General features: G+C 61.0%; 16 protein-coding genes. 3 read left to right on the top strand and 13 right to left on the bottom strand.

Annotated features, from left to right (window positions below; translation table 11 throughout):
• The first annotated feature begins 65 nt into the window (after positions 1-65).
• Complete coding sequence (locus B1722_RS23170) at positions 66-7,133, top strand: TcdA/TcdB pore-forming domain-containing protein (protein WP_086794476.1); 7,068 nt, start codon at positions 66-68, stop codon at positions 7,131-7,133.
• A gap of 99 nt (positions 7,134-7,232) precedes the next feature.
• Here the strand turns inward: B1722_RS23170 and B1722_RS23165 are convergent, their stop codons facing one another.
• Complete coding sequence (locus tag B1722_RS23165) at positions 7,233-7,829, bottom strand: MarC family protein (protein WP_003221263.1); 597 nt, start codon at positions 7,827-7,829, stop codon at positions 7,233-7,235.
• Between the two features lie 236 nt (positions 7,830-8,065).
• Between B1722_RS23165 and B1722_RS23160 the strand changes: the two genes are divergently transcribed.
• Positions 8,066-8,848 carry a hypothetical protein gene (locus B1722_RS23160; protein ID WP_086794474.1) on the top strand — a complete coding sequence of 261 codons (783 nt, stop codon included), beginning with the start codon at positions 8,066-8,068 and terminating at the stop codon, positions 8,846-8,848.
• 102 nt (positions 8,849-8,950) lie between these two features.
• Entirely contained in the window at positions 8,951-9,598 is a 648-nt protein-coding gene (locus B1722_RS23155; RefSeq protein WP_140396042.1) for a hypothetical protein, read from the top strand.
• Positions 9,599-9,648: 50 nt separating this feature from the next.
• On the opposite strand, the gene B1722_RS23150 is transcribed toward B1722_RS23155, so the two are convergent.
• The 12 genes from B1722_RS23150 to gcbA all read right to left on the bottom strand — a co-directional run bounded on the left by B1722_RS23150 (position 9,649) and on the right by gcbA (position 25,868).
• Positions 9,649-12,423 (bottom strand): hybrid sensor histidine kinase/response regulator, encoded by a 2,775-nt coding sequence (locus tag B1722_RS23150; protein WP_086794471.1) that lies wholly within the window; start codon positions 12,421-12,423, stop codon positions 9,649-9,651.
• A 99-nt stretch (positions 12,424-12,522) separates the two neighbouring features.
• Complete coding sequence (gene purD, locus B1722_RS23145) at positions 12,523-13,818, bottom strand: phosphoribosylamine--glycine ligase (protein ID WP_047291052.1); 1,296 nt, start codon at positions 13,816-13,818, stop codon at positions 12,523-12,525.
• 154 nt (positions 13,819-13,972) lie between these two features.
• A complete protein-coding gene (gene purH, locus B1722_RS23140) occupies positions 13,973-15,580 on the bottom strand; it encodes a bifunctional phosphoribosylaminoimidazolecarboxamide formyltransferase/IMP cyclohydrolase (RefSeq protein WP_041068154.1) in 1,608 nt (535 codons plus the stop codon).
• Positions 15,581-15,662: 82 nt separating this feature from the next.
• The gene (gene fis / locus B1722_RS23135; RefSeq protein ID WP_003221275.1) at positions 15,663-15,983 is read right to left on the bottom strand and encodes a DNA-binding transcriptional regulator Fis; all 321 of its coding nucleotides are present in this window, start codon (positions 15,981-15,983) and stop codon (positions 15,663-15,665) included.
• Complete coding sequence (gene dusB, locus B1722_RS23130; protein WP_007961945.1) at positions 15,980-16,990, bottom strand: tRNA dihydrouridine synthase DusB; 1,011 nt, start codon at positions 16,988-16,990, stop codon at positions 15,980-15,982. The genes fis and dusB overlap by 4 nt, the downstream gene beginning before the upstream one ends.
• Positions 16,991-17,175: 185 nt before the next feature.
• Positions 17,176-18,468 carry a DUF3426 domain-containing protein gene (locus B1722_RS23125; protein ID WP_086794469.1) on the bottom strand — a complete coding sequence of 431 codons (1,293 nt, stop codon included), beginning with the start codon at positions 18,466-18,468 and terminating at the stop codon, positions 17,176-17,178.
• A gap of 30 nt (positions 18,469-18,498) precedes the next feature.
• Positions 18,499-19,377 carry a 50S ribosomal protein L11 methyltransferase gene (gene prmA, locus B1722_RS23120; protein WP_041068147.1) on the bottom strand — a complete coding sequence of 293 codons (879 nt, stop codon included), beginning with the start codon at positions 19,375-19,377 and terminating at the stop codon, positions 18,499-18,501.
• A 238-nt stretch (positions 19,378-19,615) separates the two neighbouring features.
• Positions 19,616-20,974: an acetyl-CoA carboxylase biotin carboxylase subunit gene (accC, locus tag B1722_RS23115; protein ID WP_041068145.1), complete on the bottom strand. Its 1,359-nt coding sequence runs from the start codon at positions 20,972-20,974 to the stop codon at positions 19,616-19,618.
• 17 nt (positions 20,975-20,991) lie between these two features.
• Positions 20,992-21,456, bottom strand: coding sequence for an acetyl-CoA carboxylase biotin carboxyl carrier protein (gene accB / locus B1722_RS23110; protein ID WP_024164417.1), 465 nt, complete (start codon positions 21,454-21,456; stop codon positions 20,992-20,994).
• A gap of 48 nt (positions 21,457-21,504) precedes the next feature.
• Positions 21,505-21,957, bottom strand: coding sequence for a type II 3-dehydroquinate dehydratase (aroQ, locus tag B1722_RS23105; RefSeq protein WP_007914604.1), 453 nt, complete (start codon positions 21,955-21,957; stop codon positions 21,505-21,507).
• Positions 21,958-22,199: 242 nt separating this feature from the next.
• Complete coding sequence (locus tag B1722_RS30185) at positions 22,200-23,243, bottom strand: methyl-accepting chemotaxis protein (protein ID WP_371260374.1); 1,044 nt, start codon at positions 23,241-23,243, stop codon at positions 22,200-22,202.
• A gap of 954 nt (positions 23,244-24,197) precedes the next feature.
• A complete protein-coding gene (gene gcbA / locus B1722_RS23095; RefSeq protein WP_041068095.1) occupies positions 24,198-25,868 on the bottom strand; it encodes a diguanylate cyclase GcbA in 1,671 nt (556 codons plus the stop codon).
• Between the last annotated feature and the right edge of the window lie 55 nt (positions 25,869-25,923).

Genomic DNA, 25,923 nt, shown 5'->3' with positions numbered 1-25,923 from the left:
ACTTCGCTGCCATTCAAGTGCCTGGGTGCACTGATGATGTCGGTCAGAATAACGGAGGAACTTTCATGCGCAATCAACGATTTAAAGATGCCAGTGGTTATGTCAGTTTTATCAATCTGTTCAAACAGGCTGATCTCGAGCAGGCCCTGTTGGTACACCGGGACAGTGACGTTTATCCGTCAGTGTGGCGCTATTACTTTGCATGTATCGGTTTGCTCAATTCTCCGCGACTGATTGAACCCCTGACATTGCTCAAGCATTCCCTGGCGCAGTTGATCGGCGAGCCGCGTGTGCGCCGTGACACTCTTGGCCAGTCTGAGCCGCCGAAAAACTCTTTATCGGGTATTTACAACAATATCCAGGCGTTTGAGACCCGTCTGCGAAACAGCGAGATTTACGCGAAGACCGCCGCCACTCCGGTTGTAAAAAATCTGCATTTTGTCTGGCTGGGCGGTGGTCTTGGCGCGATCCAGCGAGACTACCTCGACCTGTGGAAGCAGGTATTGAGCGGGCAGGGGTACAACCTCCATCTCTGGTATGACAGTGACGCGCTACTGGCCTGGCAAACCAATCAGTTGATCGTCGAGGCCGCCAAGGCTGACGCCATGCAACATGGCGGTACCGAGAGTATTACCGACAGCAGACTGGGGACGCTGTACGAAGAACGGGTCATCGTCCTCAAGCAGCAGATGTTCATGCACATCAACGAAGCGCTGGAACGAGGGGAATCGGCGGATGACGCACGGGTCGATTTGTTGACCCGCGCCTACGGCCAGGACGCGGTACAACTGGAAGCCTTGATCGAGCAGAACCGGCGCAGTCTGCTCGATCTGGCAGGCGATGATTTGCAGTTGCGTGACTTGCGTGACCTCGACGCACCGCTGCGACTGCAAGCCATCTATGAGCGCGAGACCCGGTTGCGCGGTAATCTGGCCGCCGCCTCCGACGTGGTGCGGGCCGAAGCCTTGTACGAGGAGGGCGGTCGCTACGTCGATGTCGATAACCTGCCGCCCCTGGTCAAAACCATGGGCGGGGTCGACATCAGTGCGTTCGGCGGCGACGCGCGCCTTGGCGTTCTGCAACTGCTGCTCGATCACAATCCGCACTGGATGCCGGGACGCCAGGCATTGCGCGACCGATACACCGATTATCTGGGCCGGATTCCCGACGAACACCGCGCTGCGCTGGAGGCTTTTGCCCGGCAGCAACCGGCACTGCACGAGGTGTTCCAGGCGCCGGCCGAGCTGCTTGTGCGCCCGCAGGACCTGCGCGCTGTTGCCGTGCAGAACACGTTGAGCAACTCGTTTCTGATGGCTCATGCGCAATCGCCGATGCTCAACAGCGTGATCGAGCGGTTCCGGTTCAACTATCAGGCCATTGACCAGACGGCTCGCCTCGCCGCCAAGCGAGGCGTCGCATTGAGCGATTTTGACGGCATGACAGAGCTGGCACGAGAAGTACTCGAGCAGGCATTTGGCCCTCTGGCCGAACTGTCGATGACCGAGGACGTGGCGGCCAACTTTCTGATGCTGGCCATCGCGGGCTACTTCAGTGACGGCATTCGCCCGCAGAGCGAGGGGACGATTTATCTGACCGGACCCGCCGCGATGCGCGATGGCATGGCCGATTACGCACGGCGCAATTTCGTCCCGCGCGAGGAGGAAACCTTGCGTGTGGAAGCGGCTATCGAGCCATTGTGGATGGTCAACGACAAGACCGAGGAAGAGCAGGACCACTCCTGGAAAGACAACGCCGTTGATGTCGAGCAGTGGGTGCTCGACGAGCAGCAGCGCTGGCACGAAGGACAGTACAGCGCGCGCTACCGCGGCGATGTAAAAGCATTGTTGACCCAGCAGAGCATAACGTTCGAGGAGGGCTGGCCGGTTATCGAGGGCCGGCCAGTGCTGTTGACGCAGGTGCTGCAACGGATGATCGACAGACTCGGTGAACCGTTCGTGGTCGCGATGCGCGACGGACATAACGGCCCATTATGGTTTCCTGACGGGCCGGGGCTCAGCTTCGATGATCGCCAGGCCATCAAGGCCCAGCCCGTCACTTTGCAGGCTCCGGCGTCGCTCAGCGATGCGCGGATTCAGGGGCTGGCGCTGGATGAGTTGCTAAGCGGCATTGCCGAGGGTTCGCTGCCGTTCTTTCAGATCAGTCCGTTGCAACGGGTGGTGTTGGGACAGATGCTCGGCGCACGCTCACTGGATAACTCAAGTCTCACGCAACTTGCCTCCGAGCTGGATAATCTGGCCAACAGCGTTGCCGAGTTAGGGGCGTCGGTGCGTTATGCGGCCATTGAACGCCATCTGTATCAGCAGCGAGCCCCGCAATTCATGGCTGGTCTCGCCAGTCATGTCGAGCAGCCGATGATGTCGTCAGACAGTGCGTTGACGCTGAAGCGAGCCGCGCTGTCGCAGGCGCACACGCTGTTTCAATGGGGGCGTCATGTTGCCCATATTCAGACCGTCGCCACCCGCGAGCATCGCGAGCAGGTGATCCTGCGGCTGGGTCAGGTGCTGGGGCAAATCGAGGCCAGTGACGTCAAACTGGTGCCGCAGGACCTGTTGCTCGAAGGGCCGGGCGATCCCGGTGGCCGCTGTTACCCGCTGGCGCTGATCATGAGTGCTGCTCTGGAGCAGGGCGTTGTCGCGTCGCGACGATTGCGCGAGCGGTTCTTTCTGGCCACTGCCGAGCCGCAGCAGCACGATTCAATGATGTTTCTGGAGGCGCTCGAAGAGTTGCGCGGCGTGCAATTGCACGACATCGGCAAGCCTTTGGGGCGGGTCGATCTGCAACAGCTCGGCACCACGCTGGAAGCGTTCGCCAGCCCGCGCACGCTGATGCTCAACTCGGACAACCACGCCATGCTGGTGGCGAAAACCTTCAAGGGTGGGCACGCCACCTATCACTTTTATGATCCCAATTTCGGCGTGTTCGAGTTCAGCCAGCCGGATCAGTTTCAGCTGGCACTGACTGACCTTTTCCAGAAACAGGGCATGGCGAAATACTATGCGGCCTATGGCGACAACGCGCGTCCGACCTTTGATCTGATCGAGCTGCAGGGGCAAAGGATATCGGCCCTGAATCTGTCCGGCGGATTTAGCGTCGGGCAATTGCTGGAGTCCGACAATGTGTTGCCGGAGCAGGCACAGCGGCCAATCCGTCGGCGCTTGAACAGTGCTCGCGGCCATTCGTTGGTCAGCAATCCGCACCTGGGGCGCAGCCTGCGCGATCTGGACAGTCATTGGTGGGGACAGCAGATTGCCCAGGCAACTGACGCTTTACAGCACTTGCATGCTTCGGCAAAACCGTTGGTGCCGTTGTTCGAAACCCTGGAGATGATGCCCACCGGCGAGTTCCGGATCAACCTGATCGATCCCGCGCAAACCGAGCATGTGGTACAGGTGGTCAGCAGCGATCATCGCCTGCTGCGCATCAGAAATTATCTGTCGGAGCAGTTTTCGACACTGGGCACCCGAGCCACGCCGCAGATGGTTGAGGCCGGTGCCGTTCACACCCTCAATACCGGCTTCACGATCCAGGCACTGATGAACGTCTTGCGTGGACGAGAGGGGGATGGCCGCACCTTGACCACCGCCGTCAGGTTGCATGCTTACGTCAATTACGCGCAATTGCTGCACGGCAATGTCACCGACGTCGCCGGTCTGCTCAGTCTGATCAAGACCGCACTCAATGAGGAGAAAGTCATTGCCCGTACCTGTGCGCCCGTGGTTGGCGAGGCGCTGGGACACGTCGCCAACGAAGGCGTGGGCGCGGTGCTGGGGCTGGCCAATGTCGGCTTCGACATCTACCAATTGGCGACGGCAGACAACGAGGTCGAGCGCGCGCAGTTCGGCACTCAGTTGGCCTTCGACGCCACCAGTCTGGCGTTGACCGCTGGTGGTCTGGGAGCCGCCACGGCGGGCGCGGCGACTGCAGCCGCTGTGCTCGGCGGCGCCGGGGTGGTGCTGGGCGGCTTGGCTGTGGGTGTGGCGGCACTGGCTCAGGGGTTCGCCAGGATCGCCGGGCAGGCGCAGGAGGTGGGGCTGTTTTTCGATGATCTGGAGCGGGCCTGTCGCGGTGTCGGTTATCGTTATGACGACGGGCTTGGGGCGTGGGTCGCTCACCCCTCGCTGGTGGTTCAGAGCCTGGACTTCAATCGCGCGATGATGATACTCGACAGCCCGAAGGTGTATCGGCTGCGCGACCATTTCGGGGTGCCGGGTATCAACCCGGATGATCAACAAGCGCTCGATCTGCGGCGTGAGCTGGGGCTGCCAGGCTACATCCGCTTCGATCCGCCGAGCACGCAACTGGTCGTCCTGCCGTGTACACCGACCACTTACTACGGTTACGAATACAAGGCGCTGCCGTTCTCGACGCTGCGTCATGACACCGGTTTCGATACGGCCCGCAAGCTGGAGAAAAAGGATGCGGCAGGCCAGTGGCAGTTCCTGTTTTCGTTCTACTCTTTTCCCACGCACTACATCATCAACCGTCTGATACCGTCGTATCGCTCAACCGTGATCGAGGTGCGGCTGGATGCCCGCGAACGTGCGCTGGCAGTCCCCATGACGCCGCCGGTCTGGCACGACAAGTTGTCGTATCGCATCGAAGGAGCGGGCGGCGCCTGTTCACTGATTCTCAATCGTGGGGTCGATGTCCAGTTGCAGTCTCCCAGCCTGCAGCTGTGTCGCTGGAAGCTGGTCGCCACCTGGGCCAGCGAAAGGGATGTGCGGATTGACGCCGCCGGGGTTCTTGCGGTGGGTGGTGTGAAGGTGACGTTCACCGGCAGAGGACGGCATGAAGTCACGCTGCAACTGACCGGGCGACAAACGTTCAAGGTCAACCGCGGTGACGCACGACTGGACATTCTCGAGCAGGACGCGCCAGCCGGGGAGCATGAGCAGTCGCTGCTTACGCATTACCAGAGGCTGGCCCGGGAGCATCGGCTGGTGATGCCTTACACGCCGGTTCATCACTTTCCGATTCCTTTCGAGCCCGAGGGACAACCGCGCTACACCACGGCCTGGTACGACGCTGCCAAGGATCGTTTTCTGTACATTCGCAGTGAAGAGGTACTCGCGGCCGATGAAATGCTGCTGGCGGCGGTGGTCGACGATTCTGCGTTTTTCTATGAGACGCACAACTACGATATCTGGCAGGTCGATGCCGTCAGCGGTTTACTCAAATGCCGTTACCGGCTGCTGGTGATGAAGGGGCAGAGCAGCGTGCGGCGTATCGATGTCGATGCCCAAGGGGTGATTCACATCGAGCAACAATGTCAGGGGGCCGATCAGCAAGTCACGCAGTTCAATTACCTGATCCGTGAGGGCCAGCTGCAGCTGGTTGCGGTGAGCCGAGAGATGGACCGTGACTTGGGCCAGCGAGTGTTCGCCAATCCGACCCTGACACATTGGTCGGCGGTGCTGGGTCACTATTTCCCGTTATCGCCGGTGCCCGAACGCGCAGGCGTCACCACCGTCGACTGGCAACCGGCCGCCTACGTGTCGGTGTGCTGGAAGTTCAATCCGGACAAGCGCGATCTGGTCTGGATTCGCAGCCGGGACCTGTTGTGCATTCATCCGTTTGCCTCTGGGCGTCACCGCGGTTGGGCCGATTCGATCAAGCATCTAGATGATCTGGTGCTGCTGCCGGTCAACGACGAGCACGCGCTGTTTTTCATCTACGACCGGCTGGCGCAAAAACTGTGCAGGGTGCAACGCAGCGCGCCCGCAGGCAGCGAGCGTTGGCCGGCGCAATGGACGCATCAATGGCTTCAGCCTGACGGACTGAATGACGTGGTGCCGGTACAGGACGGGTATCTGGCCCTGACCGATGACGGCTTGTTCTTCAATCTGACCGCCGAGGGTGAAGTGCAGCTGGGTGGCTTGAGTGAGCGCTGGCTCAAGGGACGGGCCCAGTGGTGGCAAGCATTGGAAGCGCTGGCAGCGAAGTACCCGATCGACAGTTTTGCCATTCTGGGTGTGCGCAACGCCACCGGTGATCGCAACCTGTGTGCCTGGTACGTGGATAACCGCGTGCTGCTGTGCGACCCGGGGCACGACCGGGAAATGCGCCTGCTCGGTGTGACCCCGGACAATCGGGCGGTCTGGCTGTTGGACGTCGGCAGCGGTGAGATCTTGAGTCAGCTGTTCTTTGACAGTCGACAGCTCGCAGCAGCCTTCGGCGGTGGCGCACAGTTACTGGCGGGCGAGCTGTTGCCGGCACCGCAGGCCGAGTGGGACGACTGGCGGTTCAGCACCGTGAGCAATGATGGCTCCGGTCTGCGCGGGACGTCAGCCGATGGCGTGTCTCTCGAGCTGCGATATCAGGAACCTGAACGAATCATTGGCGTCGATCATCAGTGGGCAAGCGAACACGCGGAGCATTTGCCAGAGGCTCTGCAGGCATTGCTGGAGACTGCCGAGCATGCTCCCTACATCGCCGTGGAGTCCGACGCGGGCAAACTGCAATGGTTCGACGTGGCGAATGCCCGATTGATCCGGATCGCGGGCCAGAACCTGCCGCATGATTGCGAATTGCTCGGCACGCGCCATCGGCATGTGCTGTTGCACGAGCGCGCGGCACATTGCGTGTTCGTCTACCCCGATCACCAGAGCATTGGCCCTTTCGAATATATGCGGCGCGAGGCCGAGGTGTTGGTGGTTGAGGGCCAGAAACAGGTCGACGACCTCTTGCCACTGATCGCTGATGACGTGAGTTGTCTGGTATTGCGCGTGGGGCAGGGCGGTGTGACGTATCACCTGTCGAGGGCCAGCTGGTTGCGGCTGGAATCGGTCATCGTCGATTGTCGACCGCCACTGGGCGAGGCTCCGGTGATTCCCGGCAAGCTGGTCTGGGCGCTGGACGCTCCGCAAAAACTGCAACTGTCGTTTGTCGACGAGCACTTGCTGATCGTCGACCCGGATCGCCAGCACAGCCTGATCCTGCGGGATGTGTGCTCGGCGGATCCGGCGATGCGCGGCGATGTCTTCCTCGGCTTCGAGGGCAAGCGTTCCTATGCGGTATCGAGTCTGGTGCAGAGGTTGCGTGAAGTCACTGAGGCCGATGATGCCGACGGCAGTGCAACGCTTGCGCAGTTGCTGGGAGCCGTGCCGGCCTGACACGGAGGGGAAACTGACCAGGCCTGCGCAGATTACTGCGCGGGCCTTTTTACTGATTCTGTCTCGTCCTGAATAAGGTTTGCACCGGCTGACTTAACCTCAGGAAACCAGATAGCCCTTCACCCCGGTAAAGATGATCTGCGCCGCCAGTGCGCAAACAAACAGGCCCATCAACCGACTGACGATCTGCAAACCTTGGTCGCCGAGAATCCGCTCGATGTGATTGGACAGGTACAGCACCACGCCGACGGTGAAGCTGGCAAGGGTGATACTCATGATTGCGGTCAGCTTGTCGTCCCAGTGCGGTTGGCTGACGCCCATCACCAGCAGGGCGCCGATGGTGCCCGGGCCGACGGTCAGCGGGATGGTCAGCGGAACGATCGTCACGTCCTGCTGCACGTTGTCACTCTGCACGACCGGCTTGCCCTGGGCCATGCCCAACGCCGAGATGAACAACACGCTGCCGGCACCGATGCGGAATGCGTCCGCCGTGATCCCGAACACATCGAAAATCACCCGCCCGAACAGGTACAGCAAGACGCTGGATACCAGCGTGGCAATCGCCACTTTCCAGGCCAGGCGCCGCTGCTCCTTGCGCGAGTAGCCACGCGTCAGGCTGATGAAGCAGGACAACACGAAGAATGGGCTGTAGAGCACCAGCATCTTCAGGTAAACGCTGAATAACACGTGGAGCATGGTGTTGGCTCGCGGCGGCAGATGGACAGAGCGGAGTCTATCAGCCGGTTTAATTTTTGGGGGGATGGCGAAAACAAATATCCCCGGAGCAACTATGCAAGTTGTAGTTTGAAGTGGGCGTTTTTGGGGTTTGTTATTAGCAAGTTACATGTTCTGGTTTGTGGTTTTTTATTGTTCTGTTTATTGTTCTTTCGCGGGTTCAAGGGGAGCTCGTTTTAATTAATAAGGATTTGATAATGAATATTCATGATGTTGAAGATTGCTCCATTGCTGAGTGTGTCCACCGCTTGCAGAGTTATGAACTGGACGGCGCGGCTATTCGTCCTCGCGGTCTTTCGCTGCCGGCAATCGAAGAGCCGGGCAAGGGTTCCGTCGTCGGTGAAGGCATTCTGTCCTTTACCGGAAACTTGAGTGAACAGAATCGCGAAGATGTGCAACACGCGTTCCTGTTCGCCACGCTGGTCGCCAACAAGAAGTATCCGTACGAATATCAGGGCAAGGAATGGTACTACCTGTTTCTGCAAGTGATGACCGATGCCGGCTGGCTGCCAACGAGCAAGTACTACAACGACATGAACATCGGCGGTAATACCGTACGGATGGATCAACTGGTGCTGGAGATCCTCGGCAGCGTCGTGGCCGGGCTTGCTGTGCCGGGCTCGGCTTCGGTGTTGATGCTGAAAGTCGCAGGCGACGCCATTACCGCCCTGAAAAAGCGTGAAACCGCGCTGACGCTGTACGAGCGCAACATGCTTGAACATGGTGTCGGCGGTATGGCGGCGGGCACGTGTACCGAAATCAATGGCGAAGTCACCATGGCCCTGGGGACAGTGCGTTTCATCCGCAAAAACACGGCCAAACAAGTGTTGTTCATGGATTGGGATTCGCGCGAAGTGAAACTCTATCGGGGTGATTCGGTATTCCGCAAAGTGCCTTCGATTGTCGAGCAAACCCGCGATACCATCCGCGTCAAACTGGGTTTGAACGCAAAAACCAAGATCGAGGATTACGAGATCTGACTGAGTGTTATTGATAGGGCGGCCGTTATCGGTCCGCCCTTTTTCCATTGAGGTTTGATAATGGCTCGGTTATACACGTTGTTGGCAGTAGGGCATGCTGTTTTGGCGTTGCCGGAATCTGAACGCCGCACGGATTACGATGATCTCGTTCAATCAGGTCTGTTGGCGCAACTGGTCGCTAATAAAAAAATCGAAGACGCGAAAGTTGAAAGTTGGTACGACGCTTACATCGCTGTGCTGGATGACTTCTGGGTGCGAAGCGTGAAGTTGCGCGAGGATTTCTCTGTCGCTCAGGCAGATACGGGTTCGGCGCTGGAGTGGGCCACGACAGTGTTGGCCAATAACGCTGGCAACGATCCGGCACTTGGCGGGCTGATGGCATATGCGGCGCGAATCACTGACGGTGTTTCGGCAGTGCAGACGTTGCCCGAGCCACCTGGCGAAGCGCTCATGCAAACGCCGAGGCCTGCGCTTCAGGCGGTGCGCCTGCTGACCATTGCAGCGCAGAGTCCGACATCGATCAGCAGCCTTTATCTTGAGTTCAAGACGCGACAGACGCTGGCTGCCAATCCGTGGTCGCAGCGTTTCGCGAGCGCTGAAGTCGAAGGTCCGGTGTGTGTGCGTTATGCGCGAGCGACGCTGTCACAAACGCTCTACGCACTATCGCGTCAGGCCGTGGCGCGAAAGCTTGGAGATCGACTGGCGCAGAACGTGGCGCCATTGGCTGAGGCAATCGATCTCGGTGTCTGAGGCGGATTGCCCGGGGGCTGCAAGCGCTTTCGGGCGATGAACGGCAATCGTCAGAAAGTCGAGGCCGTACGGTTCTGCTGATCACGCTGGGCCACCCAGTGTTCGATCAGCTCGCGCAGTTGCGACAACTCCACCGGTTTGGCCATGTGCCCGTCCATCCCGGCCTGACGCGCACGTTCCTTGTGTTCGGCGAGGATGTGCGCGGTCAGCGCGACGATCGGCGTGCGTATACGCTGATTGCTGACCTCCCACGCCCGTAGCTGCTGGGTCGCCGAGAAGCCATCGAGGATCGGCATTTCGCAGTCCATCAGCACCAGATCATAACGCTGGGCCTTCATCGCCTGCAGGGCCTCTTCGCCGTTGCTGGCGGTGTCCGGTTGCAGGTTAAGTTTGCCGAGCATGCCGCGAATCACTTTGGTCGAAATCGTGTTGTCTTCGGCGACCAGAATGCGGAAATCGCTCGGCACCTTGGCCGCCGTAGCGGGAGTGACCACTTGCGGCTGGAACACTACCTGACCTTTATTGCGCTGGTTCAACTCGTCGGCCAGCGTGGTCTTGAGCGTGTAGCCGGCCACCGGTTTGGCGAGGATGCGTTTGATCCCGGAGTTGCGCGCGATGATCTTGCTCGGCGCGTTGCTGATGCCGGTGAGCATGATCAGCAGGATATCGTGGTTCAGACTCGGGTCTTCCTTGATCTTGGCCGCCAGTTGCATGCCGGTCATGCCGGGCATGTTCTGGTCCAGCAGCACCACATCAAAGTAGTCACGCAGATGCGCCTTGGTGCGCAGCAGCGCCAAGGCTTCCTTGCCCGAGGGCACCGCGCTGACGTTCAGGCCCCAGGCGCTGCATTGCTGCACCAGCACCTTGCGGCAGGTGTCGTTGTCGTCCACCACCAGCACGCGCGCACCTTGCAGCGGGCCGTCGAGGTCGGAGGTCGGGTGTTCGAGACGGTCCGGGTCCAGTGGCAGGGTCAGCCACAAAGTGCTGCCCTGATTGGCGCCGCTCTTGATCCCGAACTCACCGTGCATCAGGCGGATCAGTTGCCGGGCGATCACCAGCCCAAGGTTGCCACCCAAACGGTTGGCCGAAAGGAAGTGTTTGCTGTGCAGCTCAGCGTGCAGCAGCGCCTCACGCTCTTCTGCCTCCATCGGCTGGCCACTGTCCTGCACGGCGATGCGCAGGCGCGGCTTGACGCTGCGCTCGTCGAGGGCGACGACGATCAGCACTTCGCCTTCGTCGGTTTTTTTCAGGGCATTTTCCAGCAGGCTCAGCAGGGTCTGGCGCAAGCGGGTCGGGTCGCCGCTGATCACGCGCGGTACCTGTGGCTGGATGAAACTGATCAGCTCGACGTTTTGCTGTTCGGCCTTGGCCCGGTAGATGCTCAGGCAGTCGTCGATCAAAGCATTGAGGTCGAACTGCACATCGTCCAGTTCGATCTGCCCGGATTCGAGCTTGGAGATGTCGAGGATCTCGTTGATCAATGTCAGCAGTTCGTTGCCGGCACTGTGGATGGTTTGCACGTAATCGCGTTGCTTGACCGACAGTGGCGTACCCAGCAGCAGTTCGGTCATGCCCAGCACGCCGTTCATCGGGGTGCGGATTTCGTGGCTGATCTTGGCGAGGAACTCGGCTTTGGCATTGATCTCGGCATTGCTCGCGGCAAGGTCGCGACTGATGCTGAAACGGCTTTCGGTGATGCTGCGCTGGCGTTCACCCAAGGCGATGCTCATCAGCAGGCCACTGATGCAGATGAAGCCCATCAGGGTCATGATCAGGCCCTGCGGCGCCACCAGGGTCAGCCCCAGCAGTGCCGGGAGTATGATCAGCGTGCCGATGTTGAACACCACCATCCCGGCCACGAACAGCCGCGCCGGACGGTAGCCCTTCTGCCAGTGATAGAAGCCGACCAGCAACATGCTCAGGCCGGCCAGCGCCACCAGCGCGTAGGTGATGATGTTCAGCGGCAGGGTGTTGACGAACAACAGCAGCAGGCTGCAGATCACGATGAACAGAATGTCGCCCAGCAACAGTTTGTTCAGCGGGTGCGGGCCCAGCGGGGCGAAGAAGCGCAGGGCGAACATCAACCCGGCGGGGGCGGTCAGCAGCAGCGCCAGATAAGCGCCCGGCGTCTGGATCGCGTGCCAGTTCGGCAGCCACGGGCCGGCGAGGTTGAGCAGCAGCAACAGACTCAGGCCCAGCAGGCCTTCGCAGATCGCCAGCCACAGGCTGCTGCGCGAGCGCGAGTAGGCGTAGCGCACGAGGTTGTGCAGCAGCAACATGCCGAGGCAACCGAACAGCAGGCCGAAAATCAGCGTCTGGTTCTGATTGGCGGCACTCATCACCGCCGATTGCAGAGTGATGTGCGGGCGCAGCTGATGGTCGGAGACCATGCGCAGATAGATGTCGAGTGGCTTGTCGCTTTGCGGCAGCGGTAGCAGGAAGTCGCTGCTGGGCAGTGGCCGCTCGGCCTGCGGCTGGTGGGTGCCGGAGAGGCGTTGCTCGATCAGCTTGTCGCCGTCCAGCACGTACAGACTGAGACTGGACAGGTCGGGCGCAAAGATACGCAGCACTTGCTCGTGCTTGCCCGGCGCCAGTTTGAAGCGCAGCCAGAGTGCGCCATCGGGCTCGGCCGCCGTGAGGCGATCAAGTTCGATGGGACTGAATTGATTGGTGTAGCGAGCCGAGCGGATATCGCTCAGTTGCAGATTGCCCTGATCGTCAAGCAATACCGACCAGCCACTGCCTTGCGCGGCCAGCGCCGGAAGCATGCAGAGCAAGGTCAGCAGCGTGACGGTGAAGCTTATGGCAATCCTGAGCCAGCGCACGGCGAAATCCCTTCGTAGGTTGATGCCAGAATATAACGATGCGCAGCGGCGGAACAGCCCGGCGAGGGACTGCATCCCGCGCCGGACCTGAAGGACAGCTTATTCCTGGGTTTCGCCACGTTCACGGGCAATGGCGCGGTAGCCAATGTCCTTGCGGTAGAAGCAACCTTCCCAGTCGATGGCGGCGGCCAGCTTGTAGGCTTGCTGCTGCGCTTCGCTGACGCTGGCGCCCATGGCGGTGGCGCAGAGTACGCGACCACCGGCCGTCACCACGTTGCCATCCTTGAGCGCCGTACCGGCGTGGAAGACTTTGCCTTCCAGGCTTGCGGCTGCGTCCAGACCGTTGATCGCTGCACCCTTGGCGTAGTCGCCCGGGTAGCCGCCGGCGGCCAGCACGATGCCGACGCTCGGACGTGGATCCCACTGCGCTTCAACCTTGTCCAGTGCCTGCGCCAGGGCGGCTTCGACCAGCAGCACCAGGCTCGACTGCAGGCGCAGCATCACCGGTTGGGTCTCCGGGTCACCGAAGCGGCAGTTGAACTCGATGACTTTCGGGTTGCCGGCCTTGTCGATCATCAGACCGGCGTACAGGAAACCGGTGTAGACGTTGCCTTCTTCGGCCATGCCGCGCACGGTCGGCCAGATCACCTGGTCCATCACGCGCTGGTGCACATCGGCGGTGACCACCGGGGCTGGGGAGTAGGCGCCCATGCCGCCAGTATTCGGGCCGCTGTCGCCGTCGCCAACACGTTTGTGGTCTTGGCTGGTGGCCATCGGCAGCACGTTCTTGCCGTCGACCATGACGATGAACGAGGCTTCCTCACCGTCGAGGAATTCTTCGATCACCACGCGCGAACCGGCATCGCCGAACGCATTGCCGGCGAGCATGTCGCGCACGGCGTCTTCGGCTTCGGCCAGGGTCATGGCCACGATCACACCTTTACCGGCGGCCAGGCCATCGGCCTTGATCACGATCGGTGCGCCTTTTTCCCGCAGGTAAGCCAGGGCCGGCTCGATCTCGGTGAAATTCTGGTAGTCGGCGGTCGGAATCTTGTGCCGGGCCAGGAAATCCTTGGTGAAGGCTTTCGAGCCTTCCAGCTGCGCAGCGCCGGCGGTCGGACCGAAGCAGTCCAGGCCACGGGAGCGGAACAGATCGACCACGCCAGCGACCAGCGGTACTTCCGGGCCGACGATGGTCAGGGAAACGTTTTTCTCGGCGAAGTCGGCCAGTTGCTCAAGGGCCAGCACGTCGATGGCGACGTTTTCGCACTTGGCTTCAATCGCGGTACCGGCGTTGCCCGGCGCGACGAAAACCTTCTGTACGCGCGGATCCTGAGCCACTTTCCAGGCCAGGGCGTGTTCACGGCCACCGCTGCCAATGATCAAAACATTCATTTCAAAAACCTCGGATGACGCTAATTCTGTTGAGCACCGCAGGGGCGCTTTTCTGTGGGAGCTGACTTGCCAGCGATGCAGGCGACTCGGTTCATCAGTCAGACCGAGGGGATGCTATCGCTGGCAAGCCAGCTCCCACATTTGAATCGATGTATCAGTGACGGAAGTGGCGCATGCCCGTAAAGACCATGGCGATGCCAGCCTCGTCGGCTGCAGCGATCACCTCAGCATCACGCATCGAGCCGCCTGGCTGGATCACTGCCGTGATGCCAACCTTGGCCGCGTTGTCCAGACCGTCGCGGAACGGGAAGAACGCGTCCGATGCCATCACCGAACCCGCCACTTGCAGACCGGCGTGCTCAGCCTTGATCGCGGCGATACGCGCGGAGTTTACGCGGCTCATCTGGCCAGCGCCGACACCGATGGTCTGACGGTTCTTGGCGTAGACGATGGCGTTGGACTTGACGTACTTGGCGACTTTCCAGGCGAAGATCAGGTCGTGGATTTCCTGTTCGGTCGGGGCGCGCTTGGTTACCACTTTCAGGTCGTCGGCGCCGATCATGCCGATGTCGCGGCTCTGCACCAGCAGGCCACCGTTGACGCGCTTGTAGTCCCAGGCCGGAGCGCGATCCGCCGACCACTCGCCGCAGGCCAGCAGACGCACGTTGGCTTTGGCGGCGACGATGGCGCGGGCTTCTGCGCTGACGCTTGGGGCAATGATCACTTCCACGAACTGACGCTCGACGATCGCCTTGGCGGTCTCGGCATCCAGCTCACGGTTGAAGGCGATGATGCCGCCGAAGGCCGACTCGGTGTCGGTGGCGTAGGCCAGTTCGTAGGCCTGACGGATACCGCCCTCGGCGTCCGGGCTCACGGCCACGCCGCACGGGTTGGCGTGCTTGACGATCACGCAGGCCGGCTTGACGAAGCTCTTCACGCATTCCAGCGCGGCGTCGGTGTCGGCCACGTTGTTGTACGACAGCTCTTTGCCTTGCAGTTGGGTCGCGGTGGCGATACCGACTTCGGCAGGCTTGGCTTCCACGTAGAACGCCGCGCTCTGGTGCGGGTTCTCGCCGTAGCGCATTTCCTGAGCCTTGATGAACTGGCTGTTGAAGGTGCGCGGGAACTCGCTGCGGCCTTCGGTGCTCAGGGTTTCGGCAGCCTGATTCACGGTGCCCATGTAGTTGGCGATCATGCCGTCGTAGGCGGCGGTGTGTTCAAAGGCCTTGAGCATCAGGTCGAAACGCTGAGCGTAGGTCAGGCCGCCGGCCTTGAGGTTTTGCAGAACGTTGGCGTAATCGCTGGCATTCACCACGATCGCCACGTCTTTATGGTTTTTCGCCGCCGAACGGACCATGGTCGGGCCGCCGATGTCGATGTTCTCGATAGCGGTCGGCAAGTCGCAGCCTGGCTTGCTGATGGTGGCTTCGAACGGGTACAGGTTGACCGCAACCAGGTCGATCGGCTTGATGCCGTGCTCGCTCATGATCGCGTCGTCGATACCGCGACGACCGAGGATCCCACCGTGGATTTTCGGGTGCAGGGTTTTCACCCGACCGTCCATCATTTCCGCGAAACCGGTGTAATCCGCGACTTCCACTGCGGCAACACCGTTGTCGCGCAGCAGCTTGAACGTCCCGCCGGTGGAGAGGATCTCGACGCCGAGGGCTTCAAGCTCCCTGGCGAACTCGAGGATCCCGGTCTTGTCGGAAACGCTGATCAAGGCGCGGCGGATCGGCAGGCGGGTAGTCTGGTCGGTCATCTCAATTTCCATCAAAAGCAAAGGAAGTCAGCAAAAAAGGCGACCGGTTTTACGCGGGCGCCTTTCTGGTTTGATTGAATGCTTACAGCAGATCGTACTGCTTGAGTTTCTTGCGCAATGTGCCGCGGTTGAGTCCCAGCAGCTCACTGGCCTTGGTCTGGTTGCCCTTGACGTAGTTCATCACGCTTTCGAGCAGGGGAGCCTCGACTTCGGAGAGCACCAGGTTGTACACATCCGTGACGGACGCGCCCTCAAGGTGGGCGAAATAATTGTGCAGCGCCTTCTCGACACTCCCGCGAAGGGTCTGACCTTCTTCGCTTGGGGTATTGAGGTGCTGTTTCAAATTCACGTTGTCGCTCACGGGTGCTGTTCCACTCACTAAAGTCTCGGTCATCATCGTCATGCGGCCACCCCTTCTTCGTCCCCTGTCAGGCTCTTGTAACGCTCGGCGAAGAACTCCCGAACGTTGGCGCATTGTGTTTCCGTACCATCCAAACGATTGAAGTGGGCGCGAAACTCCCTGGCGCCCGGCAAGGTTGCGAGATACCAGCCCACATGCTTGCGGGCAATGCGCACGCCCATCACATCCCCATAGAAGGCGTGAAGGGCGGCCAGATGCTCCAGCAGGATGCGTTCCACTTCGCTCAGCTCCGGCGCCGGCAATTTCTCGCCGGTACGCAGGAAGTGTTCGATCTCGCGAAAAATCCATGGCCGCCCCTGGGCAGCCCGGCCTATCAGCAGGCCATCGGCACCGGTCGCGTCAAGCACGTAGCGGGCCTTTTCCGGCGAATCGATATCGCCATTGGCAAACACCGGGATCGACACCGCCTGCTTGATCGCGGCAATCGTGTCGTACTCGGCTTCGCCGGTGTACAGATCGGCGCGCGTGCGGCCATGCACGGCCAGCGCGGTGATCCCGGCCTGCTCGGCGATCTTCGCCACGGTCAGGCCGTTCTTGTTGTCGCGATCCCATCCGGTGCGGATCTTCAGGGTCACCGGCACATCCACTGCAGCGACGACGGCCTGCAGGATCTCGGTGACCAGTGCTTCATCCTTCAACAACGCGGAGCCGGCGGCCTTGTTGCAGACCTTCTTTGCCGGGCAACCCATGTTGATATCAATAATCTGTGCGCCCAGTTCGACGTTGGCCCTGGCCGCATCCGCGAGCATCTGCGCGTCGCCACCGGCAATCTGTACCGAGCGTGGCTCGGGATCGCCTTCGTGGATCATGCGCATGCGCGACTTGCGGGTGTTCCACAGGCTCATGTCACTGGTGACCATTTCCGAGACTACAAGCCCTGCGCCCAAACGCTTGCACAGCTGACGAAAGGGCTGGTCGGTGACGCCCGCCATCGGGGCGAGAATCAAACCGTTCTGCAATGTATATGGGCCGATGCGTACCGCCGACATAGGACTTCCCTGAAGTGGGGCCGGATCATGAGAGTTCGAAAAAGGGTTGGCATGATACCCGCTCTCGATGACTGGATAAAGGCTGAATTGAACAAAATCTGAACAGTTATTCTGTTATTACCAGCGGTTTGGTGGCCGCGGAGGAAGTCAGAAAACTGCCGTCAAACCTGAAGCGATGAAGCGGCTCACTCGGGGGAGTGGAAACTCAGGCTGTAATTCACCGCTTTGGGGCCTGGATCGAGGATATCCAGTGCGATGTGGATCGGCGTCTGTGGCGGCATTTCCACCATGCCCTCAAGGTCGCCGTTGAGGTATTCGCCGGGTTTGAAGCGACGACTGGCAATCAGGTGACCGTTGAGATCGGCGAAGCGCAACTCCAGCAGCGGGAACGGCTGGGAAAATGTTGCGCGGTTATAAATGATCGCGTCGACCACCAGCGCTCCACTGAATTCCGGATGGCTGCGCACCACCAGGTTGCTGCTTTTGATTTTGCCGATGTCGACCTTGGACGGCACCGTGCAACCGATCTGCGGACAGAACTGCTGGAACCACGGGCGGTACTGATCCTGGCGCGCCAGTTCGTCGAAATGATAGGCGATGTACTGAGCGGCCAGACCAGCGGCAGCCAATAGCACCAGCAAACTCCAGAGCAGGCGCCGGCCCCAGGGCGAACGGCGCTTCTGCCAGTCCAGTTGCAGCGGGTCGTCGGTCAGATCCTGCAGCACTTCGGCGCGTACGCCGGGTTCGGCACGTTCACGTTTTTTGCGCAGCGGTTCGACCGATGGCAACTCTTCATCGTCCGGCTCGACGCTGGCCGACAGGCGTTCGCGGCGAGCATTCGGATCGATCGGATCGTGCAGGCGCAGTTGCGGGATCGGCGGCTCGTCATCCAGATCCACCGGCTCCAGCGACAACGAAGGCTCGGTGCGCGCGGTTTTCAGCGGTTCGGCTTCGACGATCTCGGGTTCGATTTCATCTTCGGGCTCGGGCAGGCGTTCATCGTCGCGTGCGCTGAACAAGCTGTCGCGCCACACCGTTTCATCGGCTTCAGGGCTGTCGCGGCGCGCGCTCAGGGACTCTTCGCGCTGGCGACCGAATTCGGTGGTCGGCTGGATTTCCCGTTGTTCGAGGCGGGCCAGTTCTTCGTCCAGATCGAGGCTGTCCAGATCCAGCTCGCTGGCGCTCCATTGCTTTTGGCTGATGGCGCGCGGCACGGGCGGTTCGTCGTTGACGGGCGCTTCGACCACTGGCGGCGGTTCGCTGACCACAGGCTGAGACGGTGCTGGCTGGACAATGGCCGGCGCCACCGGCGTAACCGCTTCCTTGCCGGCGTGTTGTTCCAGCAGCTGTTTGGCCGCATTGAACACTTGCAGGCAGGAGCCACAGCGAACCACCCCGCGGGCCACGCTCAACTGAGCATGGCTGACGCGGAAGCTGGTTTGGCAATGCGGGCACTGGGTGACGAAGCTGTCGGTCATGCGGCGATCCGGTTTATGCAGGCGGCCATTCTAGCGCCGACGGCCGGTGATGCGCACCCAGCCATCACGATTGGCGATCGGGTCCAGATCGAAGTCCTGCGCATAGGCTGCAGCGACCTCTTCGCCTTGTTCGGCGAGGATCCCGGACAACGCCAGACGCCCGCCGGACTTGACCAGGCCGGACAACTGCGGCGCCAGGGAAACCAGCGGGCCGGCCAGAATGTTGGCCACCAGCACGTCGGCTTTGACCTGCGGCAGATCTTCCGGCAGGTACAGCGGGAACAGCTCGTCGGCAATATTGTTGCGCCCGGCGTTGTCGCGCGAGGCTTCCAGCGCCTGCACGTCGATGTCGGTGCCGACCGCTTCTTTGGCGCCGAGCAGCAGGGCGGCGATCGCCAGAATCCCCGAGCCGCAGCCGAAGTCCAGCACGTTGCAGTCTTTCAGGTCCTGACCGTCGAGCCATTCCAGGCACAGGGCGGTGGTCGGGTGGGTGCCGGTGCCGAATGCCAGGCCCGGATCCAGCAGCAGGTTGACCGCATCAGGCTCGGGCGCGGCGTGCCAGCTCGGCACGATCCACAGGCGCTGGCCGAAACGCATTGGCTGGAAACCGTCCATCCAGCTGCGTTCCCAATCCTGGTCTTCGATGACTTCGCTGTGATGTTCAGGCAGCGGACTGCCGGTCAGCAGTTCCAGATGCGCCAGCACCGGCGCAGGCTCGGTGCCGCCCTCGAACAGGGCCAGCAGATGTGTGTGCGCCCACAGCGGGGTGGTGTTGAGTTCCGGCTCGAAGATCGGCTGATCTTCGGCGTCCATGAAGGTCACCGAAACGGCGCCGACTTCAAGGAAAGCGTCTTCGTAGGTTTCGGCTTGTTCCGGGCTGATGGCGAGACGTACTTGCAGCCAAGGCATGGCGGGCACCTTTGAAAAAATATGATTGCAGCCTAGCGGCCAGCGAGAAGCGCGCAAGTTTACGCGAGCGCGCCAAAGAAGACGAACTTGGTTGAAAAGCAAAAGATCGCAGCCTTCGGCAGCTCCTACATTTCGAATGCATTCTCCTGTAGGAGCTGCCGAAGGCTGCGATCTTTTGACTTTGCTCCAGAAACAACAAAGCCGCCCGAAGGCGGCCTTGTCTGGTGCGGGCTGAAGCTTAGTGCTTGTCGCCAGCCAGCTTGTGCTCGAGGTAGTGAATGTTCACGCCCCCTTTGCAGAAGCCTTCGTCGCGGGTCAGATCACGGTGCAGCGGGATGTTGGTCTTGATCCCGTCCACCACGATTTCGTCCAGGGCATTGCGCATGCGCGCCATGGCTTCGTCGCGGGTGGCGCCGTAAGTGATCAGCTTGCCGATCAGCGAGTCGTAGTTCGGCGGAACCGCATAACCGCTGTACAGGTGCGAATCGACGCGAACGCCGTTGCCGCCTGGAGCGTGGAAATGCTTGACCGTGCCCGGGCTCGGCATGAAGGTTTTCGGGTCTTCGGCGTTGATCCGGCACTCCAGCGAGTGACCGCGGATCACCACGTCATCCTGAGTGAACGACAGCTTGTTGCCAGCGGCGATGCTGAGCATCTCCTTGACGATGTCGATACCGGTGACCATTTCCGAAACCGGGTGCTCCACCTGAACACGGGTGTTCATTTCGATGAAGTAGAAACGACCGTTCTCGTACAGGAACTCGAACGTGCCGGCGCCACGGTAGCCGATGTCGATGCACGCCTTGACGCAGCGCGCCAGCACTTCCTGACGCGCCTGCTCGTCGATGCCCGGTGCCGGCGCTTCTTCAAGTACCTTCTGGTGACGACGTTGCAGCGAGCAATCGCGGTCGCCCAGATGGATGGCGTGACCCTGGCCGTCGGACAGCACCTGAACTTCGACGTGACGCGGGTTGGTCAGGAATTTTTCCAGATAGACCATCGGGTTGCCGAACGCCGCGCCAGCTTCGGAGCGGGTCAGTTTCGCCGAGGCGATCAGGTCTTCTTCCTTGTGCACCACACGCATGCCGCGACCACCACCGCCGCCAGCGGCCTTGATGATCACCGGATAGCCGACTTCGCGACCGATGCGCAGCGCCGTTTCTTCGTCTTCCGGCAGCGGGCCGTCGGAACCTGGAACGGTCGGCACGCCGGCTTCGATCATCGCGTGCTTGGCCGACACCTTGTCGCCCATCAGACGAATGGTTTCGGCTTTCGGGCCGATGAAGGCGAAGCCGGAGTTCTCGACCTGCTCGGCGAAATCGGCGTTTTCCGCGAGGAAACCGTAGCCTGGGTGAATGGCGGTGGCGCCAGTCACTTCAGCGGCAGCGATGATGGCCGGGATGTGCAGGTAGGACTGAGCGGCAGAAGCCGGGCCGATGCAGACGGATTCGTCTGCCAGACCCAGGTGCATCAGCTCTTTGTCGGCCTTGGAGTAAACGGCGACGGTCTTGATGCCCATCTCTTTGCAGGCACGCAGAATCCGCAGGGCGATCTCACCGCGGTTAGCGATCAGAACTTTTTCCAACTTCGCAGTCATCAAAGGCTCTCCGCAGTTCAAACGATGGTGAACAGCGGTTGGTCGTACTCAACCGGCTGGCCGTCTTCGACGAGGATGGATTCGATCACACCGCTGGTTTCAGCTTCGATGTGGTTCATCATCTTCATGGCTTCGACGATGCACAGGGTGTCGCCTTTCTTCACGGTCTGGCCGACTTCAACGAAGGCTGGCGAGGTTGGCGAAGATTTGCGGTAGAAGGTGCCTACCATTGGCGAGCGGGCCACGGTGCCGTTCAGTGCAGGAGCAGCAGCGGCGGCCGGAGCGGCAGCAGCCACTGGAGCAGCAGCGGCGGCAGGTGCAGCGGCCGGAGCCTGCATCGGTGCCGGAGCGTAATACTGCTGAGCCGGAGTCTTGCTGTGACGGCTGATGCGTACGGACTCTTCGCCTTCCTTGATCTCGAGCTCGTCGATGCCGGACTCTTCCAGCAATTCGATCAGTTTCTTAACTTTACGGATATCCATGAATCATCAACTCCCAAGGGTCGGTCAGGGGCGTTTAACGCTTGTGGTTCAAGTCGTTGCCTGTGTTTCAAGCTGCTCTAGTGCGGCCTCCAGGGCCAGTCGGTAACCGCTGGCGCCAAGGCCGCAGATCACTCCCACCGCTACATCGGAGAAGTAAGAGTGATGGCGGAAAGGTTCGCGCTTGTGCACGTTGGACAAATGCACTTCGATGAATGGGATGCTCACTCCCAGCAGCGCGTCACGTAATGCGACACTTGTGTGCGTAAATGCTGCTGGGTTGATCAGAATGAAATCCACACCTTCACCGCGAGCGGCGTGGATGCGATCGATCAATTCGTACTCGGCGTTGCTCTGCAGATACAGCAGATGATGGCCGGCTTCACGGGCGCGGCGCTCCAGATCCTGATTGATCTGCGCCAGGGTCGTTGAACCGTAAGTGCCGGGTTCGCGGGTGCCGAGCAGGTTCAGGTTGGGGCCGTGCAGCACCAGTAGCGTTGCCATCTGCATGTTCCTTGTTATGAATGAGCAGTCGTCAGAACCCGGCGACTATGCCGCAAAGGCTTTGTGACTGTCCAGTTCTCTGCAATAGCCAGCACGATGACCGATGTTTGCGCGAAATTTGTGACTGAGTGATTTGATCCGGTCATTCGCTCTGTAGGAGCTGCCGAAGGCTGCGATCTTTTGATCTTGTTTCTAAAAAATCAAAAGATCGCAGCCTTCGGCAGCTCCTACAGGGATCGTGATCAGACGCGGAAGGCCTGCACGGCGGTATGCAGTTGCCCGCCCAATAGCAGCAGGTTCTCGCCTTGTTCGCGACCTTCGCCGATGCGCAGCAGGTTATCGCCGCCCAATTGATGGATCCGCTCGCTGTGGTCGCGGATCTCGCTGACCGCGCCGCTTTGCTGGGCGGTGATCTCGGCGATGCGGATCGCCGTGTCGGAAATGGTCTGGATCGCGCCGACGATTTTATCCAGCGCGCCGTCCGCCGCTTGTGCCTGATTGGCTGTGGCTTCGGCATGTTCGACCTGCGCGCGCATGCCTTCCACCGATTGTCGAGCGGCGGCTTGCAGGCCCGCGATCAGCGTCTGGATTTCCGCCGTCGCGCCGGCCGTGCGTTGTGCCAGTGAGCGCACTTCCTCGGCCACCACTGCAAAGCCACGGCCCATTTCCCCGGCCCGCGCCGCTTCGATGGCCGCGTTCAGGGCCAGCAGGTTGGTCTGGTCGGCGATCGAGCGGATCACCGTCAGCACGCCACCAATGGTCGCCGACTCTTCGGCCAGGTGCTCGATCATCTGTGCATTGCCCTGCACCTCGCCGACCAGCGCGTGCAGGCCGGTGAGGCTTTGGCCGATCACGGTTTGCCCGTGCTCCACGGCCAGTCCGGCATGGCGACTGGCATCGGCAGCCTGCCGTGCATCGCCGGCGACCTGCTGAATCGTCGCTTCCAGCTCACCCAGTGAATCGCGGATCAGCGCGGTGTCGCCGGCCTGATGCTCGGCACCGGAGTGCAGGTTGTTGCTCAGTTCGGCCAGGGTGCGGCTGCTGTCGGCGACCTGTTCGGCGTTGCCGCGAATCGTCCCGACCAGATCCACCAGATACGCGCGCAAGCGGTTGAGCGAAGCCTCGATGTCATGCAGTTCGCGGTTGGTGTTGCCCAAGTGAATGTCGTTGCTGAAGTCGCCTTCGGCCCAGGTCGACAGCGCCGGAGCAAGGTTGGTCAGGGTGCGCGCCAGGCGCCGCTGCAAAGTGTCGATCAGCAGCGCGATCAGCAGAATCAGGCCGATCATCACGCCCTGCATCAGGCGCACTTCGCCCTGAATCTGTCCGTGCTGGGCGCGCACCACCGGCTCAAGTCCAGCGATCGCCTGTTGCACGGCGGCGATTTTCAGGTGAGTCGCGGTGCTCAGTTCGGTGCGTTTCTGGATCTGCTCGCGGGTGCGTGCCAGTTCCGCCGGGTAGCGGCCGAGCAGGCTGTTCAATTCACGCTTGAGGCCGATGCCGGCGTCTTCGGCGGCGGATTTTTCGGTGCTTTCGATGCCCATCATCGCGGCGAAATCATCACTGCCGGATTCATTTCTGGCGACCACGCCGAGCAGGGGCAGGGCGTCAATGGCCTGAGCCTGGGCGCGGATGTTGTCGACTTCGCGCTCGACGTCGGCCGCCAGTTCACTGCGGCCGCTGCTGACCAGTTTGTCGCGGGCCAGCGACAGCTTGCCCAAGTGCTGCGAAGCGACAAGCAGCGGTGTCAGATACGTAGCGTTGCCATTGGCGTAGGTGCTGAGTTGATCGAGACTGGCGCTCAGTTCGCGTTCGGCCTGCAACAACAACGCCTGCGGATCACCGGCCAGTTTGCCGGCGGCGAGCAGGTCGGTTTTGCTGAATGCTTCCAGGCTCGACAGGCTCGGGCGCAGGGTCTCGGCCAGCGCCGGCGGCAGTTCACCGAGCTCTTTCTGCAAACCGTCGATGGCCTGGCTGGCGCTGCTCAGTCGCAGGGCGTCGCCGCTGGAGAGGTAGTCCTCGACATTGCGCGCCACGTCATTCTGAAATTGCTGCGACAGGCCGAGGTAGCGCTCCATCAACAGATACGGACGCTCCAGGGCTTTTTGCGACCACCACAGCGTCGCGCCGAGGGCCACGCAGACGGCGACCAGCAGCAGGGTGTTGAGATTGGTGAGCAACTTCAGGCGCATGACGGCTACCAACGGCAGAAATGGTAAGCGCCTGAATTTATTGCGGTTCTGTTACAGGGTTATGACCGAATCGGTGGATTCCGATGAAAAGGTGGCACTTTGCTTTGAGTCGCGCGCGGTCTGCACTCGATTGCGTCCGGCACCCTTGGCGCGGTACAGCGCTTCGTCGGCCTGGCTGGCCATCATCAGGCTGTCGGAGTCTTCGTGCATTTCCACCACGCCGGCGCTGAAGGTGCACCACAAATCCTGCGGCTGCGCCGGATAGTGGATTTCGGCAAAGCGCTGGCGGATCTCGTCGAGCACTTTGTGCGCGGCTTCTATATCAGTGTCGGGCATGACAATGGCGAACTCTTCGCCGCCGTAACGGCCGATGAAGTCGGTCTTGCGCAAGCGTTGCTTGAGGAACAGCGCCAGGCTCTTGATCACTCGGTCGCCCATCGGGTGACCGTGGCTGTCGTTGACCCGTTTGAAGTGGTCGATGTCGAGCATGGCAAAGCTCAGCGGCTTGTTCTCGCGCCGGGCGCGGAACGAGCAGTCTTCGAGCAATTGCAGGATGTGCGTGTGGTTGTACAGGCCGGTGAGGCTGTCGCGGACCATGCGTGCCTTGAGATTGCGCGCACGGGCGGCGCGGTTGCGCACCGTCGTAATCAGATGTCGCGGCTTAATCGGTTTGGTCAGGAAGTCGTCGCCGCCCTCGCTCATCGCGTCGAGCTGCTTGTCCAGATCGTCCTCGGCCGACAAGTAGATGATCGGTACGCTGACGTAGCGGTCGTTGTGGCGAATCACCTTGGCCAGTTCGGTGCCGGTGCAGGCCGGCATGTACATGTCGAGGATGATCAGGTCCGGCTGGAAATCCGCCAGTTCGGCCATCGCCTGGATCGGTTCGATCAGGGTACGCGTGACGATTCCGGCGCTGTTGAGCAGGCGTTCGGTGTGCAAGGCCTGGGCGCGGGAGTCGTCGATGATCAGCACTTTATAAGGTTCGTACTGGGCGACGCAGGTCAGGACTTCGATCTTTTCCAGCAGGCTCGACGCTTCGAGGGTGCCGGTGAGAAATTCCTGGCCGCCGGCGCGCACGGCGGCGAGGCGCGTCGGGGTGTCGGTTTCGTGCAGGCTGAAAAACAGCAGCGGCAGCGGTTCTTCCAGGCCAACCTGAGCTTCGGCAGCCAGTTGCAGGCCGACGCCTGCGCCGCTGAAGTCCACGTCCATGACGATCGCGGCGGGCAAGCGCTCGACCATCGAGGAGCGAAATGCGGCGACACTGTCCAGCGCCTGTGCGGTCAGTCCGAAAAACTCCAACTGCTTGGCCAGCCGCTCGGCGCGGTCGTGATCCTGCAGCATCACGTAGATCGGCTTGCGCAGCGGCGGCAGGAAGGTCTGGTCGAGTTGATCGCCATGGCGCAGACCGGTGCGGGACAGGCGCTGCATCAAACGATTGAGGTCAGTGATCAGGCCGCTGCTCAGGCGGCCTCGATTGGCATCCACGGCCTCCAGCGACTGGCTGATGTGATGAGCCAGTTGCGTGTGCTCGGGCTGCTCGAAGCGCTCGGCAAAACGCAGCAGGCGCAAGTTCGCTTCGCTCAGTTCGGCGAGGTCGGCGGTGGACCACTCACTGCGTTGCAGGCGCTGCCATATCTCAAGAATCTGACGTGCCTGATGAATTACCCGCTGGGCAAAGTGGTGCTTGAGGCGCTCACGGCTGGGGTCTTCTGGCTCGGTCATATCCTGACTACTAGTTAGGGCGCATGCTGAGATCGACTGGTGGCTCTATGCTAGC

The sequence above is a fragment of the Pseudomonas sp. SCPG-7 genome (assembly GCF_002156405.1).
GTDB lineage: Bacteria > Pseudomonadota > Gammaproteobacteria > Pseudomonadales > Pseudomonadaceae > Aquipseudomonas > Aquipseudomonas parakoreensis.
Note: the sequence above shows the minus strand (reverse complement) of the source record. Positions and strands in the feature narration are given on the sequence as shown.

Bases quoted from the DNA above. Each gene is read 5' to 3' on its own strand.
- B1722_RS23125 (WP_086794469.1), bottom strand. From the start codon at position 18,468: ATGACCGACAGCTTCGTCACCCAGTGCCCGCATTGCCAAACCAGCTTC.
- purH (WP_041068154.1), bottom strand. From the start codon at position 15,580: ATGACCGACCAGACTACCCGCCTGCCGATCCGCCGCGCCTTGATCAGC.
- gcbA (WP_041068095.1), bottom strand. From the start codon at position 25,868: ATGACCGAGCCAGAAGACCCCAGCCGTGAGCGCCTCAAGCACCACTTT.
- accC (WP_041068145.1), bottom strand. From the start codon at position 20,974: ATGACTGCGAAGTTGGAAAAAGTTCTGATCGCTAACCGCGGTGAGATC.
- prmA (WP_041068147.1), bottom strand. From the start codon at position 19,377: ATGCCTTGGCTGCAAGTACGTCTCGCCATCAGCCCGGAACAAGCCGAA.
- dusB (WP_007961945.1), bottom strand. From the start codon at position 16,990: ATGTCGGCGGTACGCATCGGCCCATATACATTGCAGAACGGTTTGATT.
- B1722_RS23170 (WP_086794476.1), top strand. From the start codon at position 66: ATGCGCAATCAACGATTTAAAGATGCCAGTGGTTATGTCAGTTTTATC.
- purD (WP_047291052.1), bottom strand. From the start codon at position 13,818: ATGAATGTTTTGATCATTGGCAGCGGTGGCCGTGAACACGCCCTGGCC.
- accB (WP_024164417.1), bottom strand. From the start codon at position 21,456: ATGGATATCCGTAAAGTTAAGAAACTGATCGAATTGCTGGAAGAGTCC.
- fis (WP_003221275.1), bottom strand. From the start codon at position 15,983: ATGACGATGATGACCGAGACTTTAGTGAGTGGAACAGCACCCGTGAGC.
- B1722_RS23160 (WP_086794474.1), top strand. From the start codon at position 8,066: ATGAATATTCATGATGTTGAAGATTGCTCCATTGCTGAGTGTGTCCAC.
- B1722_RS30185 (WP_371260374.1), bottom strand. From the start codon at position 23,243: ATGATCGGCCTGATTCTGCTGATCGCGCTGCTGATCGACACTTTGCAG.
- aroQ (WP_007914604.1), bottom strand. From the start codon at position 21,957: ATGGCAACGCTACTGGTGCTGCACGGCCCCAACCTGAACCTGCTCGGC.
- B1722_RS23165 (WP_003221263.1), bottom strand. From the start codon at position 7,829: ATGCTCCACGTGTTATTCAGCGTTTACCTGAAGATGCTGGTGCTCTAC.